Source organism: Asanoa sp. NPDC049475, from assembly GCF_040676915.1.
In the GTDB taxonomy this organism is placed as follows: domain Bacteria; phylum Actinomycetota; class Actinomycetes; order Mycobacteriales; family Micromonosporaceae; genus Asanoa.
The window spans coordinates 73252-89345 of the sequence record NZ_JBFAPY010000002.1; the positions used below are offsets into that span (position 1 = coordinate 73252).

Genomic DNA, 16094 nt, shown 5'->3' on the forward strand with positions numbered 1-16094 from the left:
GCGCGTCGCCGTGCGTACGCCATCGGAGTCTGGCATTGTCCCTGAACCGTCCGCGAAACATCACGCGCGGCGGGCCAGATTGTCGTACCGGCGAGGTAGGTTTTTCGCAGGGCACAGTTGAGGCCTGTTGAGGGAGGGCACGCATGGCAACTCGGGACAGCGGCGGCCAGTCGCAGTCGGGCAAGGCCCGCCGCGACGAGGAGATCGAGGACGTCACCACCGAGGCCAACCCCGAGGTGGCCGAACGGCAACAGGAGATCACCGAAGACGTCGACGACCTACTTGACGAGATCGACTCGGTTCTCGAAGAGAACGCCGAGGAGTTCGTGAGGGGGTACGTCCAAAAGGGCGGCCAGTAGGCTTTAGTCCGGTTTGGTGCGGCGCGGCGGGTGTGTCCCGCGGCGCCGCAACCATTGCGGTCCGGGGCGTGTGGGCGCGCATCGTCGCGTCTGCGTCGCGCCCAAGATAGTCTGCTCCAGCGCCGCTCGATCGCGGCGCTCTACATCTGAAAGGGACCACGTGGCAGCGGGATTCGATCCTTCCGGGCGCCTACCCGACGTGTTCACCAACGCGGGCACCTCGTCGTTCACGCAGTTCCTGAGCCAGGCGGCGCCCGAGCTGCTGCCCGGCCGCCGTCCGCTTCCCCCGGGCTCCGCGGCCTCGCTCGCTCCGCACGCCACCACGATCGTGGCCATCACGGCCGCCGACGGCGTGATCATGGCCGGCGACCGGCGCGCGACGATGGGCAACATGATCGCCAGCCGCGACATCGAGAAGGTCCACCCGGCTGACGAATACTCGCTGGTGGGCATCGCCGGCACCGCCGGTGTCGGCATCGAGCTGATGCGGCTGTTCCAGGTCGAGCTCGAGCACTACGAGAAGATCGAGGGCGCGATGCTCTCGCTCGACGGCAAGGCCAACCGGCTCGCCGCGATGATCCGGGGCAACCTGGGCGCCGCGATGCAGGGCCTGGCGGTGGTGCCGCTGTTCGCGGGCTACGACCTGTCGGCCAACGACCCGGCCCGCGCCGGCCGCATCTTCAGCTACGACGTGACCGGCGGCCCCTACGAGGAGCGCGGCTACGACGCGATCGGCTCCGGCTCGATCTTCGCCAACGCGGCCCTCAAGAAGCGCTTCCGCGCCGGTCTGTCGATCGAGGAGGCGACCCGGCTCGCGGTCGAGGCCCTCTACGACGCGGCCGACGACGACACCGCCACCGGCGGCCCCGACCTGACCCGCCGCATCTTCCCGGTCGTGATGACCGCGACGGCCGAAGGCACCCACCGGCTGACCGACGAGGAGACCGCGGCCATCGCCAACGCGGTGGTGTCGGCCCGCATGGAGAACCCGGGCGGCTGATCATGCTGGTTGCTTCGTTGTCCGACCTCGACCACCGCTAGGAGCCGCCGCCGTGGCGATGCAGTTCTACACCAACATCGACCAGATCATGCGGGACCGCTCGGAGCTGGCCCGCAAGGGCATCTCCCGCGGCCGCAGCGCGGTGACGCTGACCTACACCGGCGGCGTGCTCTTCGTGGCCGAGAACCTGTCGAGCTCGCTGCACAAGATCAGCGAGATCTACGACCGCATCGGCTTCGCCGCGGTGGGCCGCTACAACGAGTTCGAGAACCTGCGGCGCGCGGGCGTCCGCATGGCGGACCTGAACGGCCTCTCCTACGACCGCCGCGACGTCACCGGCCTGGCGCTGGCCAACGCCTATGCGCAGACCCTGGGAGCGATATTCAGCGACCAGCAGAAGCCGTTCGAGGTCGAGATCTGCGTGGCCGAGGTCGGAGCCACGCCGGCCGACGACCAGATCTACCGCCTGGCCTACGACGGCTCGGTCAACGACGAGCCGGGCTTCATGGCGATGGGCGGCCAGGCCGAGGCGATCGCCAACGTCCTCAAGGGCGCCCACAAGAGCGACATGTCCCTGGCCGACGCGGTCAAGCTGGCGCTCAAGGCCCTGAGCAGCGTCGGAGGCGAAGGCGGCGCCGCCCGCACGATCGCCCCGAACCAACTCGAGGTAGCCATCCTCGACCGCGCCCGCCGCGGCCGCACGTTCCGCCGCCTCACGGGCAAGGTCCTGACCGACCTCCTCAACGGCAACGGTGCCGCCGCCGCCGCGAAGCCGTCGGCCAACGGCGCTGACGCGGCCGAGGACAAGGCCGCGGAGAGCAAGGAAGGCGCCAAGCCGCCGGCGTCCGGCTCCGACAAGCCGACGTCGTCGGCCGGCTCGGCCGACCTGGAGTAACCGGACCGCACTCAGCGCAAGTCAGCCCCGCACCCCTTCGTCAGGGGAGCGGGGCTGACGGCTTCGTGGGGCGGGGTCTTCGGCCGGCTGAGGTCGGCGTCGGCGCAAGCCGACCCACCGCGCAGTCCCGGCGGGACTGAGGGCAACCGCTTCGTCCTAGGACGCCTCACGGGATGTGTGGCCGGCCGTTGCGGGGTGTCAGCCGGCCAGGAGGAGCGTGTAGACGCGGGTGATCAAGCCGTTGTTGACCAAGGCGATGTCGGCCCCGCGCACGACCGGTGGCTTGCCCAGGGGGCCGAAGCTCCACGCCAGGTAGCCCAGGTCGTCGACCACGTGGATGGAGCCCTCAGGGGTGAAGGCGAACTCCGGCGACTCGGCGAGGAGCCGCTCGGCCTTGGCGTCCAGCGCCTCGTGGCCTACGACCGTCTCCTCGGGGTCGGTGAACCGCACGTCCGCGACGTAGGTCCGCGCGATGGCCTCCCGCCGTCGTTCTCCGTCGCGTTCGTTGAAGACCGACAGCAGGTTCGCCTTCATCAGGTCTTCGATCGTCGCCATCAGGTACTCCTTCGACAGGGGCGACCCCCCGGTCGCCCACTAGCCCTGATCCTCGACCGGCCGCCCACCCGCCGTCGGCGGATTCGACGAGAAGAGAACCATCATCCTAGGACGCCCTGGAGGGTGTGACGCCGCAGCCCGGTGCGATTCGGATCAACCCGAGAGCACGGAGCGCCGCGAAGCGCGCGAACGGCCCTCCCAGATCCGCGAACCGCCAAGGCCTGCCAGAGACATTCGTGCGGCGCGGGCGGGGCTTGGCGACCCTGGTCGTGCCACCCACGCTTTGGAGCGCCAGGGCCCGGCCTGGGCTCGGCTTGGTGACCTCAGCGCAGCCGCTCCGGGACGCGCGCACGGCTGTGCCTTGCGGCCGCCGGGGCAAGCCTGCGCTAGCCACCAACGCCTGCTTAGGGGGTGCCAGGCTGGTTCGTCGCTCTATGGCGGTTGGTCGATTCGGAGCGCCGCGAGCACGCCCACGGGCGCGTCTAGGGGTGATCCTGGCGGCGGCTGGCGGTGCCAGCGGATCCACGGCGTGGTGGCCGACGCGAGGCAGCACGCCCATAGGGTGCGCTCTGCCGTGGCGGCGGGCCAGGCTGCGAGGGCGCCAGCCGCCCATGCCTGGCGGATCGCGCCGCGACGGAGGTTTGGCCGGCACACGGGCGCCAACCCGCACGACTACAGCGGCGGCTTCGCCGGCCGAGGCGCCAGCCACCACGCCCGGCGGGAGTCAGCCCAGAACGGCCTCCATGTGTCGGCCCGCCTCAACGACCGCCTGGTCCGGCGTACGGCCGTCCTGGCGGGACGCGATGTATGCCGCGTACCAGTCCGACCAGTGATGCTTCGGCGCGGTGGCCTCGTAGGTCCCGTGGTGTTCCTCGGCCTCGCGCAGCAGACCGGTCAACGTGGTGACATCCATCGCTCCATGGTCCCCTACGCGCGGCTGCGTACCGTGGAAGGACCGCCATCCGTGAAGGGGGTCAACCCGTATGCGCAGCGACATCATCGCCGGCGGCGTGTTTCCGGATTACGCCTTGCCTGATCACACCGGCACGGTGCGTTCGCTCAGCGAGCTTCAGGGCGACGATCCGATGATTCTCACGCTCGCTCGTGGTCACTACTGTCCCAAGGAGCACCAGCAGCATCTCGACCTGGCCGCGTTCCAGTCGAAGGTTGCGGTCGCCTATACGCGGATGGTGACCATCGCTACCGACGACCACCACAGGATTCAGGAGTTTCGGCTGTCGGTGGGAGCGCAGTGGACCTTCCTGTCCGATGTGGACCGGACTGTGCAGCGGGATCTCGACATCAAGGAATACACCGACCCCGAGAACGACCCGATGATTCCGCACACCTTGGTGCTCAAGCCGGGGCTGATCGTCCACAGTGTCTACAACGGCTACTGGTTCTGGGGGCGGCCTTCCACCGACGAGCTGTGGCGCGATCTGCGCGCCGCCTCCGCGGAGGTCCGCCCCGACTGGGACCTCAGCACGCCAGGGTTGCGGGAGGCCTGGGACAAGGGCGACCGGTCGCCCTTCCACGGGTACGACAAGAAGGCGGCCTAAGCGCCGAACAGCTCAAGACACTCCGGCGACAGGCCGGTGACGGTCACCGCGGGCCGGGGAAGCGAAGCCCACCGTTCCCGCGACAACCTCAGCCGCTGCGACACGACCACCTCGCCGTGCAGCAGGTCGCGGGTGATGCCGTCGTCCTCGTAGCCCAGCTTCCGCGACACCCGCAGCGGAGCCGGGTTGTCGACGAACGACGCCGTCGACGCGTAGCGCGCCCCGAGCCCCTCGAAAGCCAGGTGCAGCACCGCCTGCCGCATCGTGGTGCCCAGGCCGGCGCCCTGGTGGGCCAGGCCGAGCCACGACCACGTGCGGACCTCGCGCAGCAGCCCGAACGACGTCCCGCTCAGCCCCTGCATGCCGACCGCGACCCCGTCGACGAACACACCCAGATGCAGCGACCAGTCCGAGGGTGTCCACTCGCCCTGGCCCGACCACACGCTCTGCACCACGTGCCGCGCCCGGTCCGCGGGCGGCAGGTCCGTCCACGGCGTCAGGAACGTACGCGTGCCCGGCTTCTGCATGCCCTCGAAAGCGACAGCCGCCAGCAGGCCCAGGTCGGCCTCCGACGGCGGCCGCAGCTCGACCGAGCCGACCCGCACCCGCAGCCCGGCGGGCGGCCAGTAGTCAGCCAGCACGGACCGCACCGGTCGAGACCGCCTCGGCCAGCGACGTGCGCCAGTCCGCCATCGGCGACAGCCCGGCAGCAGCCCATCGATCATTACCCAGCACGCTGTAGGCGGGCCGCACCGCGGGCCGCACGAACGCCGCCGAGGTGGTAGGCCGCACCCGTGCCGGGTCCAGCCCGCTCAGCGAGAACACCGCCTGGGCGAACCCGTGCCACGTCGTCGCACCGGCGGCCGTGCCGTGGTAGATCCCGGCGGGCGCGGACGGTGTCGAGGCCAGCGCGACCAGCTGGCGGGCCAGCTCCAGCGACCACGTCGGCTGGCCCCACTGGTCGTCGACGACGTCGACCGTGTCCCGCGACGCCGCCAGCCGCAGCATCGTGGCCGCGAAGTTGCGCCCGTGCGCCCCGTAGAGCCACGCCGTGCGCACCACGTAGCCCGACGACGGCAGCAGCGACAGCACCGCCTGCTCGCCGACCAGCTTGCTGCGCCCGTAGGCGTTGACCGGTGCCACCGGAGCCGACTCCGGGTAGGGCGACGTCGCCGTGCCGGACAGCACGTAGTCGGTCGACACCTGGATCAACCGCGCTCCGGAAGACGCGCAGACCGAGGCCAGCGTCGCAACGGCCCCGCCGTTCAGCGCCGTCGCCTCGTCCTCGGCGCTCTCGGCGCCGTCGACGTCGGTCCAGGCCGCCGCGTTGATCACCACGTCGTGCCCCGGCACCGCCGCCGCCACCGAGGAAGGGGAGAGCAGGTCGAGATCCGCCCGCCGCGCGGCTGTCACCGTGAACGAGGGGGAAGCGGCCAGCACCGCCACCAGGTCCGACCCCAGCATTCCGCCGGCGCCGGTCACCAGCACCTTCATCGGGCTGAAGCCGCGGAGGCCGCCTTCAACGGCTCCCACCACGAGCGGTTCTCCTTGTACCAGGCCACGGTCTCCGCGAGCCCACGGTCGAGGTCGACGCTCGGCGCGTACCCGAGCTCGTCCTGGATCTTGGCGATCGACAGCGAGTAGCGCCGGTCGTGCCCCTTGCGGTCCGCCACCGGCACCACCTGGTCCCACGACGCGCCGCACGCGTCGAGCAGCCGCCCGGTCAGCTCCTTGTTGGTGAGCTCCGTGCCGCCGCCGATGTGGTAGACCTCGCCGGCCCGCCCCTTGTCCTGCACGAGCGCGATGCCGACGCAGTGGTCGTGCACGTGCAGCCAGTCGCGGATGTTGCCGCCGTCGCCGTACAAGGGCACCGTGCCGCCGTCGAGCAGGTTGGTCACGAACAGCGGGATGACCTTCTCCGGGAACTGGTAGTGCCCGTAGTTGTTCGAGCAGCGGGTGACCACCACGTCCATGCCGTGGGTGCGGTGGTAGGCCAGCGCGAGCAGATCAGAGCCGGCCTTGGAGGCCGAGTACGGCGAGTTCGGCGCCAGCGGCCAGTCCTCGGTCCACGAGCCCTCGGAGATCGACCCGTACACCTCGTCGGTCGAGACGTGCACGAACCGCCCGGTGCCGTGCCGCAGCGCGGCGTCGAGCAGCGTCTGCGTCCCCAGCACGTTGGTCGTCACGAAGACGCTGGCGCCGGAGATGGAGCGGTCCACGTGCGACTCGGCCGCGAAGTGCACGATCACGTCGTGGTCGGGCACCACCGAGTCGACCAACGTCGCGTCGCAGATGTCGCCTTCGACGAAACGCAGCCGCGGGTCGGAAGCCACCGGCGCGAGATTGGCCCGGTTGCCCGAGTAGGTGAGCTTGTCGAGCACCGTCACCGCGCTGGGGGCCAGGTCCGGCCCCGAGCCCGGGGTCAGCAGCATGCGGACGTACTCCGAACCGATGAACCCGGCTCCGCCGGTCACGAGGATCCTCACGGGTTCCGGAGTCTACGCGACGGGACCCCACCCAGTAGGGTGGCCGCCGTGCGAGGGATTCTTCTGGCGGGCGGCACCGGATCGCGGCTCTGGCCGATCACGATGGCCGTCTCGAAGCAGCTGATGCCGATCTTCGACAAGCCGATGATCTACTACCCGCTGTCCACGCTGGTGATGGCGGGCATCGACGAAATCCTGATCATCACCACGCCGGACGACCAGGCGCAGTTCCGCGGCCTGCTCGGCGACGGCAGCCAGTTCGGTCTCAAGATCGAATATAAGGCGCAGCCGCGGCCGGAGGGCATCGCGCAGGCGTTCCTGCTCGGCGAGGAGTTCATCGGTGACGACTCGGTCGCGCTGATCCTCGGCGACAACATCTTCCACGGCGTCGGCCTGGGTCGGCAGCTCGGCGAGGCCGGTCCGCTGGTCGGCGGCCGGGTCTTCGCCTACCCGGTGGCCAACCCGCGGGAGTACGGCGTGGTCGAGTTCGACGCCGACGGCAAGGTCCTCTCGATCGAGGAGAAGCCCGTCAAGCCCAAGTCGCGGTACGCCGTACCCGGCCTCTACTTCTACGACAACCGGGTCGTGGAGATCGCCAAGGGGCTCAAGCCGAGCGACCGCGGCGAGCTGGAGATCACCGCGGTCAACGAGGCCTACCGCGAGTGGGGCGAGCTGACCGTCACCGTGCTGGACCGGGGCACCGCCTGGCTCGACACCGGCACGTTCACGTCGATGATGCAGGCCGCCGACTACGTACGCGTGATCGAGGAGCGCCAGGGCCTCAAGATCGGCTGTGTCGAGGAGGTGGCCTGGCGCGCCGGGCTGATCGACGACGCCGCGCTGCGCGAGCTGGCCGGCCCGCTGACCAAGAGCGGCTACGGTGACTACCTGTTGGGCCTCCTGGCGGAGAAGGACGAGGTCACCGCATGAAGATCCGTGAGCTGGGCATCGAGGGTGCCTTCGAGGTAACCCCGCAGCAGCACGGCGACCCGCGCGGGCTGTTCCTGGAGTGGTTCAAGGCGGAGACCTTCACGGCCGCCACCGGCCACCCCTTCACCCTCGCCCAGGCCAACATGTCCGTCTCGTCCCGGGGCGTGGTCCGGGGCATCCACTTCGCCGACGTCCCGCCGGGCCAGGCCAAGTGGGTCACCTGCGTACGGGGCGCCGTCGTCGACATGATCGTCGACATCCGGGTCGGCTCGCCGACGTTCGGCCGCTGGGAGGCCGTCCGGCTCGACGACGTCGACCGCCGGGCCGTCTACCTCGCCGAGGGGCTCGGGCACGGCTTCTGCGCCCTGACCGACGACGCGACCCTGACCTACCTCTGCTCGACGGGCTACAACCCGGCGGGGGAGCACACCATCCACCCGCTCGACCCGGACCTGGGCATCGAGTGGCCGAGCGACGCCCCGATCCTGTCGGCCCGCGACGAGGCCGGCCCGTCGTTGGCGGAGGCGAAGGCGTCCGGTCTGCTGCCGGACTACCAGGCCTGCCGGGAGTACGTCCAGAGCCTGCGATAAACCAGACGAACCGGGCGTCGAACGTACCCCGTGAATGTTTTCCGCCATCGAAGCGATGACGGCGCGTCGCGGCACTGACCACCGACGGGATTTCCCGGCTAGTGTCTTGCTATGGAGCGGCGAATCTTCGGGCTCGAAACGGAATACGGCGTCACCTGCACCTACCGCGGCCAGCGTCGGCTGTCGCCGGACGAGGTAGCCCGCTACCTGTTCCGGCGGGTCGTGTCCTGGGGTCGGTCGAGCAACGTCTTCCTTCGCAACGGCGCCCGTCTCTACCTCGACGTCGGATCCCACCCCGAATACGCCACCCCCGAGTGCGACAACGTCGCCGACCTGGTCGCCCACGACCGGGCCGGCGAGCGGATCCTCGAGGGCCTGCTGGTCGACGCCGAGAAGCGCCTGCACGACGAGGGCATCGCGGGCGAGATCTACCTGTTCAAGAACAACACCGACTCGGCCGGCAACTCGTACGGCTGCCACGAGAACTACCTGGTCTCCCGGCACGGCGAGTTCGGCCGCCTGGCCGACGTGCTGATCCCGTTCCTGGTCACGCGGCAGCTCATCTGCGGCGCCGGCAAGGTGCTCCAGACCCCGCGCGGCGCCGTCTACTGCCTGTCGCAGCGCGCCGAGCACATCTGGGAGGGCGTCTCCTCGGCGACCACCCGGTCCCGGCCGATCATCAACACCCGCGACGAGCCGCACGCCGACGCCGAGCGCTACCGCCGCCTCCACGTGATCGTCGGCGACAGCAACATGAACGAGGTCACCACGCTGCTCAAGGTCGGCTCGGCCGACATCGTGCTGCGGATGATCGAGGCCGGCGTGGTCATGCGCGACCTCTCGCTGGAGAACCCGATCCGGGCGATCCGCGAGGTCTCGCACGACGTGACCGGCCGGCGCAAGGTTCGCCTCGCCAACAACAAGGAGATCAGCGGCCTCGAGATCCAGCAGGAATACCTGGCCAAGGCGACCGAGTTCGTCGAGCGCCGGGGCGGCGACCAGACCGCCAAGCGGGTCGTGGAGCTCTGGGGCCGGGTGCTGCGGGCGATCGAGACCAACAACCTGGAGCCGGTGTCCCGCGAGATCGACTGGGTCACCAAGCTCCGGCTGATCGAGCGCTACCAGGACAAGTTCGACCTCCCCCTGTCCCACCCCCGGATCGCCCAGATGGACCTCGCCTACCACGACCTGCGGCGCGGCCGTGGCCTCTACGGGCTCATGGAGAAGCGCGGCCAGGTCGACCGGGTCGCCACCGACCTGGAGATCTTCGAGGCCAAGGAGACCCCGCCGCAGACCACCCGGGCGCGCCTGCGCGGCGAGTTCATCCGGCACGCCCAGGAGAAGCGGCGCGACTTCACCGTCGACTGGGTGCACCTCAAGCTCAACGACCAGGCACAGCGCACGGTCCTGTGCAAGGACCCGTTCCGCGCCTACGACGAGCGGGTGGAACGGCTGATCGCCAGCATGTGACGCATCCGGGTACGCTCTGGGGCACCATGACGCTCCCCGACAGCGCTTCGATGCACCGCGACGAGGGCACCTCGCGGCGCGAGCCCGAGGTCCCCGAGACCGGCACGCCCCGCCTGTCCATGCCCGAGACCCGGCCCGAGGTGATCCGGCAGGGTTGGCTCCAGAAGCGCCAGCAGAAGGTGCGCGACGAGATCGAGCGCAACCGGCGCGGCGACTACAAGGTGCCGACCTGGGTGATGGCGGCGCTGCTGGTCGCGCTGATCACCGGCTGGCTGCTTCTTGTGTTCCTGAACGGCTAGCGCCGTACCTACCGCGGGCCGCGAGGCCGCGGGTTCAGGAAGCCAACGCGGCCGCGTGCCGTCCGGCGGCCGCCGCCGTCAGGAAATAGCCGTAGTCGGCATCCAGGCCGCGACCCATGGTCGACAGCGGCACCGGTGACGCCCGCAGCGCCGCGTCCAGCCCGTCAGTGGGCACCCGGACGATCCGGTGCCGCACGGACAGGTCCGCGATCTGCTTCTCCACCCGGGCGGCCAGCGGCGCGTCGAGGCCGTCCGGCAGTGGCAGGTCGCAGGGCACGAGCGCGACCCGCCCGTACGCGGTCAGGCTGTGGTGCGAGATCCCCTGGTGCCGTTCCCGGGCGTCCGCGTCGGAGATCCGCAGTGCCCCGACCGCCTGCCCGCCGAGCGCGCCTGCGGCGTTGACCGCCTCGCCGACCGCGACACCGGAGAACGCCCAGGGCAGCCCCGCCCCCAGGTTGCCCGGCCCCTGCGCGACCACCGCGACGTCCGCGCCGAGCGCGTAGCGGGCCGCGAGCAGCCCGCTGTGCGTGGTGACCGCCTCAAGATCGCCGCCGAACGCCTGGCCGACGGTGATGGTGCCGACGAGCCGGTCCCGCAGCCCGTCGAGCGTGCGGGAGAACCAGGCCGGCAGCGCACCGCCGTCGGTCATCACGTAGGCGATCCGGGCGTCCGGCCGGTCGGCGTGGATGCCGGCGACGACCGCCGGCAGCGCCGAGTGCAGGTCGGCGGTGACCACGGGCATGCCCGCGAGGGTGTCGGCGGCCGCGATCGCCGCGTGGTGGGGCGACGACGGCTCCTCGACGCCCCGCACGATCGCCTGCAACGGCGTGTAGCGGGCCTTGACCACGTGGCCGCCGTCGCGGTCGGTGCCGGCGCCGGGCGGGTCCGGCGGCAGCCGGTCAGGCAGCGCGACGACCAGCGCGTAGCCGCCGGTGCCTAGGCCCATGAGCTGGGCGTTGACGTTGAGCAGGACCCGGTCGCCGGGCTCCGGCTGGCCGACGAGCTCGGGGTAGGCCAGCGCGCGGGTCGCCACGCCGTCCACCGTCACCGACAGCTCGACAGCGCCCCGCCAGCGGCGCCGTACCTCCGCGACCACACCGGCACGCCATCTGACCATGGCAGGAAAGGTTACCGGTCCGGCTGGTCGCGTCTCACGCGGCCGCGAGTCGGGTCGAGGAACACGTACCGGATCGAGGGGTAGATGCTGATCAGCCGGCGTTCCGCGGCGTCGGCGGCTGCCTCGATGTCGGCGCCCGTCGCGTCGTCCGCGAAGTCGACCTTGGCGGCGACCAGCACGTCGTCGGGGCCGAGCTGCATGGTCAGCAGCTGGTCGACCCGGTCGACGGTCGGCACCTCGGACAGCTCCTGGCGCAGCCGCACGTGCAGCCGGCGCGGCACCGCCCGGCCGACCAGCAGCGAGACGTTGGCCACCGACAGCGTGGCCGCCACGAACAGCAGCAGGATGCCGATGCCGATCGACGCGATGCCGTCCCAGACGGGGTCGCCGGTCGCCTCGGTCAGGCCCAGGCCGGCGGCGGCCAGCGCGAGGCCGACCAGGGCGGCGCTGTCCTCCAGGAAGACCGCCTTGACGGCCGTGTCCGGGGTGGCGCGCAGGAAGCGGAACGGTGAGGTGCGCCAGCGGGTGGCCTCGCCGCGCACCTGGCGCAGCGCCCGGAAGAACGAGATGCCCTCCAGGACCGCGGAGACGGCCAGCACGATGTAGCCGACCGCGAAATCGCTGATGTCCTCGCCGTTGAGAATCGTCTCGATGCCGTGGTAGATCGAGAACCCGGCGCCGGCCACGAAGGTGAACAGCGCGGCGATGAACGCCCAGACGTAGCTCTCCTTGCCGTAGCCGAAGGGGTGCCGGTCGTCGGGGTCCTTGGCGCCGCGCCGCAGGGCGGTGAACAGCAGCGCCTCGGTCGTCGTGTCGGCCAGCGAGTGGGCCGCCTCCGAGAGCAGCGCGGCCGAGCCGGTGAGCAGGCCCGCGACGAACTTGGCCGCGGCGATGGCCAGGTTGGCCAGGCCGGCGATGATCACCGTGAGGACGGACTCGGACGGCTCGTCGTCCTGGTCGGGAATCGCGGCGTGGCGTACCTCGGGCTCCCCGTCCAGCTCCACGTCGTCGAAGTCCGAGGGCCGGTCCGGGTGTTCCGAGGTCACGAACGCAAGGCTATGCCTCGTAAGGGTGTGCGCACACGCGTACCAACACTGCTAGCGTCTTGGGAGTGTCGCGGACCCGCACCGAGCGCCTGGTCAACCTGGTGATCTGCCTGCTCTCGACGCGACGGTTCCTGACCGCCGCGCAGATCGCCGCGACCGTTCCCGGCTACGAGCACGACCCCGAGGACCCCAAGGACCACGAGGCGTTCCAGCGCAAGTTCGAGCGCGACAAGTCCGAGCTGCGTGAGCTGGGCGTTCCGTTGGAGACCGGCGCCGCGAGCGTCTTCGACACCGAGCCCGGCTACCGCATCGCCCGCCGCGACTACGCCCTGCCCGACATCCCGCTCGCGCCCGACGAGGCCGCCGCCGTGGGCATCGCCGGGCGGCTCTGGCAGCACGCCGGCCTGGCCGCGGCCGCGTCCTCGGGCCTGGCCAAGCTGCGCGCCGCCGGCGTCGACGTCGACCCGCAGGCGACCCTGGGCGTCGAGCCGATCGTCCGGGTCGACCCGACGTTCGCGCCGCTGACCGCGGCCGCCCGCGACCGGCGCACCGTGGCCTTCGACTACCGGGTGCCCGAGCAGGACGGCCCGACCAGCCGCCGCCTCCAGCCGTGGGGCGTGGTGTGCTGGCGGGGCCGGTGGTACGTGGTGGGCCACGACCTGGACCGCGACGCGCCCCGCTGCTTCCGGCTCTCCCGGGTGGTCGGCACCGTCCGGCTCACCGGCCGTCCCGGAGCCTACGAGCCGCCGCGTGACCTCGACCTGATCAGCTACGTGGCCCGGTTCAGCGGGCCGATCGAGCGCACCGGCCGCACCACGGTGCTGGTCCGCAAGGGCCGCGCGGCCGGGCTGCGGCGGTGGGCGCAGGAGACGGTGCCGGGGCCGGAGGTCGACCGGGTCGTGCTGCGCTACGCCGACGTCGACTTCATCGCCACGCAGCTCGTCAACTACGGGCCGGACGTGCGGGTCGTCGAGCCGCCGGAGGTACGCGACGCGGTGATCCAGCGCCTCAAGGAGACCGCGGCCCGCCACGAGAGCCCGGTGCTCGCATGAGCGAGCGAAGCCAGCGCAGCCAGCTCAGTGCCGTGGGGTCTTGCCGGGCCGCGCGAAGCGGGGCACGAGCATGACGCCGAGTGCGGTCCGGCCGAGCGCCGATCGGTTGGGGCGGCTCCTCAACCTGGTGCCCTACCTGTTGGCCCGGCCGGGGATCGAGGTGGCCCAGGCAGCCGCCGACCTCGGCGTGACCGAGCGGCAGCTACGCGAGGACCTGGAGCTGCTCTGGGTCTGCGGGCTGCCCGGCTACGGCCCGGGCGACCTGATCGACATGGCCTTCGACGGTGACCGGGTCACCATCACCTACGACGCCGGCATCGACCGGCCGCTGCGGCTGACCCCCGACGAGGCGCTGGCCCTGGTGGTCGCGCTGCGGATGCTGGCCGAGACGCCCGGGATGGCCAACCGCGACGCGATCGAGCGCGCCCTGGCCAAGATCGAGCACGCGGCCGGCGACCTGGCCGACGCGCCCGTCGCGGTCCGCATGCCGGGCAGCGACGACCGGCTGGCCACGCTGCGCGGCGCGGTCGAGCGGGGCCGGGCGCTGCGGATCACCTACTACGCGCAGACCCGCGACCAGACCACCGAGCGCGTGATCGACCCGATCCGGCTGCTGATGGTCGAGGGCCGGGCATATGTGGAGGCATGGTGCCGCCGGGCCGAGGCGGTCCGGCTGTTCCGGGCCGACCGGATCGACGCCCTCGCCGAGCTCGACGAGCCGGCCTCGCCTCCGCCGACCGCCGAGCTGCACGACGTCAGCGACGGCGTCTTCACGCCGGGCGCCGAGCTGCCGCTGATCACCCTCAAGGTGGGCCGGGGTGGCCGCTGGATCACCGAGTACTACCCGTGCGAGGAGGTCCGGCCCGACGCGCACGAGCCCGACGAGTGGATCGTCACGCTGCGGGTCACCGATCTGGCCTGGGCACAGCGGTTCGTGCTCGGTCTCGGCCCCGACGCGACCGCCGTGTCGCCGCCGGAGCTGGTCGAGCGGGTCCGCGACGCGGCCACGGCCGCGCTCGACGCCTACGCGGCGCCGGTGACCGAAACGCTCTAAGCTGTCGCCCGTGGTGCTCTGGATCGTGATCGGCGCGGCGGTGCTCGGCCTGCTCCTGCTGGCCCTGGCCGCCCGGCCCGTGCTGGCCCGGCTGCCCGAGCTGGCCCGCGCGCTGCGCCGCCTCGAAGACCGGCAGGCCCGCGCCGAGCAGCTCGGCGCCAAGCTCGCCGAGCTGCAGGAAGAGGTCGAGGCCGTCCAGCAACGCGCTGTGGTCGCCCAGGAGCGGATCGCAGTCATCAAGGCTGGGCGCGGCAAGGGCTGACGCCCGAATTGTCAAGGTCGGGCGGCCTGTCGACCAGACTTCACCGGCTATTGAGGTCCACCGGCGGGTGGCGTCGTGGGATGTCACCCGTAGGATGGGCTCGTCACCCCGACGCACCACACCGTCTGACATCTGATCGACTTTGGAGTTCCCATGGGCGCCCTCAAGCCGTGGCACATCGCCGTCCTCGTGGTGTTGCTGGTTCTGCTCTTCGGCGCGAAGCGGCTTCCTGACGCGGCCCGCTCGCTCGGCCGTTCGCTGCGCATCATCAAGGCCGAGACCAAGGGCCTGGTCGACGACGGCAAGACGGACGACGACCTCGCCGAGAAGGCCGACGCGCAGTCCGGTCGCCAGCCGCTCCCGCAGCAGCCGGTGCAGGCGACGCCGCCGCCGGTCGTCGACCCGGTGCAGCGCAGCCGCGACGTGATCTGACGACCGGGACGTCATCCGGTCATGGCCATGTCTCTGCGCCGTAAGGGGCCGACCGAGTTCCAGCGGGCCTCCGATGGCTCGATGACGCTGGTCGAGCACATCCGCGAGCTGCGCAACCGGCTGTTCAAGGCGTCGCTGGCGCTGGTCGGCGGGTTCATCGTCGGCTACATCCTGGCGCAGCCCGTCTTCGACCTGCTCAAGCAGCCCTACTGCGCGCAGTTCCCGGGCAAGCCCTGCGTCGACGTCGAGTTCCTCCAGCTCGGCGCGGGCGACGGCTTCCTGCTCAAGCTCAAGCTGGCCCTGTGGGTCGGCCTGATCGTCGCGTCGCCGGTCTGGCTCTACCAGCTCTGGGCGTTCATCGCGCCGGGCCTGCACCGCCACGAGCGCAAATACGCCTACTTCTTCGTCGCCCTGGCGGCGCCGCTGTTCATCGCCGGCGCCGTGCTGGCCTTCTTCGTCGTCTCGAAGGGCCTGCACTTCCTGCTGGAAGCCGGCGTCACCGGCACACAGCAACAACTCGAAGTCACCCGATATATATCGTTCGTCACCAACATGCTGCTCATCTTCGGAGTGGCGTTCGAGTTCCCGTTGATCGTGCTGATGCTCAACTTCGTGGGCCTCGCGAGCGCGAAGCGGCTGCTCGGTTGGTGGCGGGTCGCGGTCTTCGTCTTCTTCCTGTTCTCGGCGGTGGTCACGCCGACGCCCGACCCGTTCGGCATGACCGCGCTCGGCGCCTGCCTGAGCGCGCTCTACTTCGCCGCGGTCGGCGTCGCGTTCCTCAACGACAAACGCCGGGGCCGGGGCCGCGAGCTGTACGCGGACGTCGACGACGACGAGATGTCGGAGCTCGAGGACGACCGCGAGCCGATCCCGGCGGGCGCGCCGATCGAGCAGATCGCACCGGTGGCGGCACCCCGGCCGATCGACCGGCGCTACGACGACGACATCACCTGATCCTCTGTCGCGGCGCCGCACCCCGGATATAGGG

Annotated in this window: 20 protein-coding genes; 13 read left to right on the forward strand and 7 right to left on the reverse strand. The window is 71.0% G+C overall.

Annotation, left to right across the window (positions count from 1 at the left end; all coding sequences use genetic code 11):
• The first annotated feature begins 143 nt into the window (after positions 1 to 143).
• The 3 genes from AB0J88_RS06310 to prcA all read left to right on the forward strand — a co-directional run bounded on the left by AB0J88_RS06310 (position 144) and on the right by prcA (position 2254).
• Complete coding sequence (locus tag AB0J88_RS06310; protein ID WP_089252848.1) at positions 144 to 359, forward strand: ubiquitin-like protein Pup; 216 nt, start codon at positions 144 to 146, stop codon at positions 357 to 359.
• A 160-nt stretch (positions 360 to 519) separates the two neighbouring features.
• Positions 520 to 1359: a proteasome subunit beta gene (gene prcB / locus AB0J88_RS06315; RefSeq protein WP_364356497.1), complete on the forward strand. Its 840-nt coding sequence runs from the start codon at positions 520 to 522 to the stop codon at positions 1357 to 1359.
• A gap of 52 nt (positions 1360 to 1411) precedes the next feature.
• Complete coding sequence (gene prcA, locus AB0J88_RS06320) at positions 1412 to 2254, forward strand: proteasome subunit alpha (protein ID WP_364356494.1); 843 nt, start codon at positions 1412 to 1414, stop codon at positions 2252 to 2254.
• Between the two features lie 198 nt (positions 2255 to 2452).
• Here the strand turns inward: prcA and AB0J88_RS06325 are convergent, their stop codons facing one another.
• Complete coding sequence (locus AB0J88_RS06325; RefSeq protein WP_364356491.1) at positions 2453 to 2809, reverse strand: nuclear transport factor 2 family protein; 357 nt, start codon at positions 2807 to 2809, stop codon at positions 2453 to 2455.
• 724 nt (positions 2810 to 3533) lie between these two features.
• Positions 3534 to 3722, reverse strand: coding sequence for a bleomycin resistance protein (locus tag AB0J88_RS06330; protein ID WP_364356489.1), 189 nt, complete (start codon positions 3720 to 3722; stop codon positions 3534 to 3536).
• Between the two features lie 70 nt (positions 3723 to 3792).
• Between AB0J88_RS06330 and AB0J88_RS06335 the strand changes: the two genes are divergently transcribed.
• Positions 3793 to 4368, forward strand: coding sequence for a redoxin domain-containing protein (locus AB0J88_RS06335; protein ID WP_364356487.1), 576 nt, complete (start codon positions 3793 to 3795; stop codon positions 4366 to 4368).
• On the opposite strand, the gene AB0J88_RS06340 is transcribed toward AB0J88_RS06335, so the two are convergent.
• From AB0J88_RS06340 to rfbB, 3 genes are read right to left on the reverse strand one after another with little or no spacing between them, the layout of a single operon-like run.
• Entirely contained in the window at positions 4365 to 5009 is a 645-nt protein-coding gene (locus AB0J88_RS06340; protein ID WP_364356484.1) for a GNAT family N-acetyltransferase, read from the reverse strand. The genes AB0J88_RS06335 and AB0J88_RS06340 overlap by 4 nt on opposite strands.
• Positions 4999 to 5862 carry a dTDP-4-dehydrorhamnose reductase gene (rfbD, locus tag AB0J88_RS06345; RefSeq protein ID WP_364356714.1) on the reverse strand — a complete coding sequence of 288 codons (864 nt, stop codon included), beginning with the start codon at positions 5860 to 5862 and terminating at the stop codon, positions 4999 to 5001. The genes AB0J88_RS06340 and rfbD overlap by 11 nt, the downstream gene beginning before the upstream one ends.
• Complete coding sequence (gene rfbB / locus AB0J88_RS06350) at positions 5859 to 6854, reverse strand: dTDP-glucose 4,6-dehydratase (RefSeq protein WP_364356481.1); 996 nt, start codon at positions 6852 to 6854, stop codon at positions 5859 to 5861. Before rfbB ends, rfbD begins: the two co-directional genes overlap by 4 nt.
• A gap of 48 nt (positions 6855 to 6902) precedes the next feature.
• Here rfbB and rfbA point away from each other — a divergent pair, with 48 nt between their 5' ends.
• The 4 genes from rfbA (at position 6903) to AB0J88_RS06370 (ending at position 10143) form a co-directional block, all read left to right on the forward strand.
• The gene (gene rfbA / locus AB0J88_RS06355) at positions 6903 to 7784 is read left to right on the forward strand and encodes a glucose-1-phosphate thymidylyltransferase RfbA (RefSeq protein ID WP_364356478.1); all 882 of its coding nucleotides are present in this window, start codon (positions 6903 to 6905) and stop codon (positions 7782 to 7784) included.
• A complete protein-coding gene (gene rfbC, locus AB0J88_RS06360; protein WP_364356475.1) occupies positions 7781 to 8374 on the forward strand; it encodes a dTDP-4-dehydrorhamnose 3,5-epimerase in 594 nt (197 codons plus the stop codon). Before rfbA ends, rfbC begins: the two co-directional genes overlap by 4 nt.
• A 111-nt stretch (positions 8375 to 8485) precedes the next feature.
• On the forward strand, positions 8486 to 9844 hold the full coding sequence (pafA, locus tag AB0J88_RS06365; RefSeq protein WP_364356472.1) for a Pup--protein ligase: 1359 nt from the start codon (positions 8486 to 8488) through the stop codon (positions 9842 to 9844).
• Positions 9845 to 9963: 119 nt separating this feature from the next.
• Positions 9964 to 10143 (forward strand): hypothetical protein, encoded by a 180-nt coding sequence (locus tag AB0J88_RS06370; RefSeq protein ID WP_364356711.1) that lies wholly within the window; start codon positions 9964 to 9966, stop codon positions 10141 to 10143.
• Positions 10144 to 10177: 34 nt separating this feature from the next.
• Here AB0J88_RS06370 and AB0J88_RS06375 read toward each other — a convergent pair whose 3' ends face one another.
• Together AB0J88_RS06375 and AB0J88_RS06380 are read right to left on the reverse strand one after the other, a co-directional pair.
• A complete protein-coding gene (locus AB0J88_RS06375) occupies positions 10178 to 11260 on the reverse strand; it encodes a DUF3866 family protein (RefSeq protein WP_364356469.1) in 1083 nt (360 codons plus the stop codon).
• An 11-nt stretch (positions 11261 to 11271) separates the two neighbouring features.
• Positions 11272 to 12225, reverse strand: coding sequence for a cation diffusion facilitator family transporter (locus AB0J88_RS06380; RefSeq protein WP_364356708.1), 954 nt, complete (start codon positions 12223 to 12225; stop codon positions 11272 to 11274).
• 146 nt (positions 12226 to 12371) lie between these two features.
• Between AB0J88_RS06380 and AB0J88_RS06385 the strand changes: the two genes are divergently transcribed.
• From AB0J88_RS06385 to tatC, 5 genes are all read left to right on the forward strand, one after another.
• The gene (locus AB0J88_RS06385) at positions 12372 to 13358 is read left to right on the forward strand and encodes a WYL domain-containing protein (RefSeq protein WP_364356467.1); all 987 of its coding nucleotides are present in this window, start codon (positions 12372 to 12374) and stop codon (positions 13356 to 13358) included.
• A gap of 70 nt (positions 13359 to 13428) precedes the next feature.
• Complete coding sequence (locus tag AB0J88_RS06390; RefSeq protein WP_364356464.1) at positions 13429 to 14412, forward strand: YafY family protein; 984 nt, start codon at positions 13429 to 13431, stop codon at positions 14410 to 14412.
• A gap of 10 nt (positions 14413 to 14422) precedes the next feature.
• Entirely contained in the window at positions 14423 to 14674 is a 252-nt protein-coding gene (locus tag AB0J88_RS06395) for a hypothetical protein (protein ID WP_364356461.1), read from the forward strand.
• Positions 14675 to 14827: 153 nt separating this feature from the next.
• On the forward strand, positions 14828 to 15106 hold the full coding sequence (gene tatA, locus AB0J88_RS06400) for a Sec-independent protein translocase subunit TatA (RefSeq protein ID WP_364356458.1): 279 nt from the start codon (positions 14828 to 14830) through the stop codon (positions 15104 to 15106).
• 21 nt (positions 15107 to 15127) lie between these two features.
• On the forward strand, positions 15128 to 16060 hold the full coding sequence (gene tatC, locus AB0J88_RS06405; protein WP_364356455.1) for a twin-arginine translocase subunit TatC: 933 nt from the start codon (positions 15128 to 15130) through the stop codon (positions 16058 to 16060).
• The last annotated feature ends 34 nt before the right edge of the window (positions 16061 to 16094 follow it).

What these genes read in the sequence shown, in the direction of transcription:
- AB0J88_RS06310 (WP_089252848.1), top strand. Translation starts at nt 144, where the DNA reads ATGGCAACTCGGGACAGCGGCGGCCAGTCGCAGTCGGGCAAGGCCCGC.
- AB0J88_RS06325 (WP_364356491.1), bottom strand. Translation starts at nt 2,809, where the DNA reads ATGGCGACGATCGAAGACCTGATGAAGGCGAACCTGCTGTCGGTCTTC.
- AB0J88_RS06330 (WP_364356489.1), bottom strand. Translation starts at nt 3,722, where the DNA reads ATGGATGTCACCACGTTGACCGGTCTGCTGCGCGAGGCCGAGGAACAC.
- AB0J88_RS06335 (WP_364356487.1), top strand. Translation starts at nt 3,793, where the DNA reads ATGCGCAGCGACATCATCGCCGGCGGCGTGTTTCCGGATTACGCCTTG.
- rfbD (WP_364356714.1), bottom strand. Translation starts at nt 5,862, where the DNA reads ATGAAGGTGCTGGTGACCGGCGCCGGCGGAATGCTGGGGTCGGACCTG.
- rfbC (WP_364356475.1), top strand. Translation starts at nt 7,781, where the DNA reads ATGAAGATCCGTGAGCTGGGCATCGAGGGTGCCTTCGAGGTAACCCCG.
- pafA (WP_364356472.1), top strand. Translation starts at nt 8,486, where the DNA reads ATGGAGCGGCGAATCTTCGGGCTCGAAACGGAATACGGCGTCACCTGC.
- AB0J88_RS06370 (WP_364356711.1), top strand. Translation starts at nt 9,964, where the DNA reads ATGCCCGAGACCCGGCCCGAGGTGATCCGGCAGGGTTGGCTCCAGAAG.
- AB0J88_RS06375 (WP_364356469.1), bottom strand. Translation starts at nt 11,260, where the DNA reads ATGGTCAGATGGCGTGCCGGTGTGGTCGCGGAGGTACGGCGCCGCTGG.
- AB0J88_RS06390 (WP_364356464.1), top strand. Translation starts at nt 13,429, where the DNA reads ATGACGCCGAGTGCGGTCCGGCCGAGCGCCGATCGGTTGGGGCGGCTC.
- tatA (WP_364356458.1), top strand. Translation starts at nt 14,828, where the DNA reads ATGGGCGCCCTCAAGCCGTGGCACATCGCCGTCCTCGTGGTGTTGCTG.
- tatC (WP_364356455.1), top strand. Translation starts at nt 15,128, where the DNA reads ATGGCCATGTCTCTGCGCCGTAAGGGGCCGACCGAGTTCCAGCGGGCC.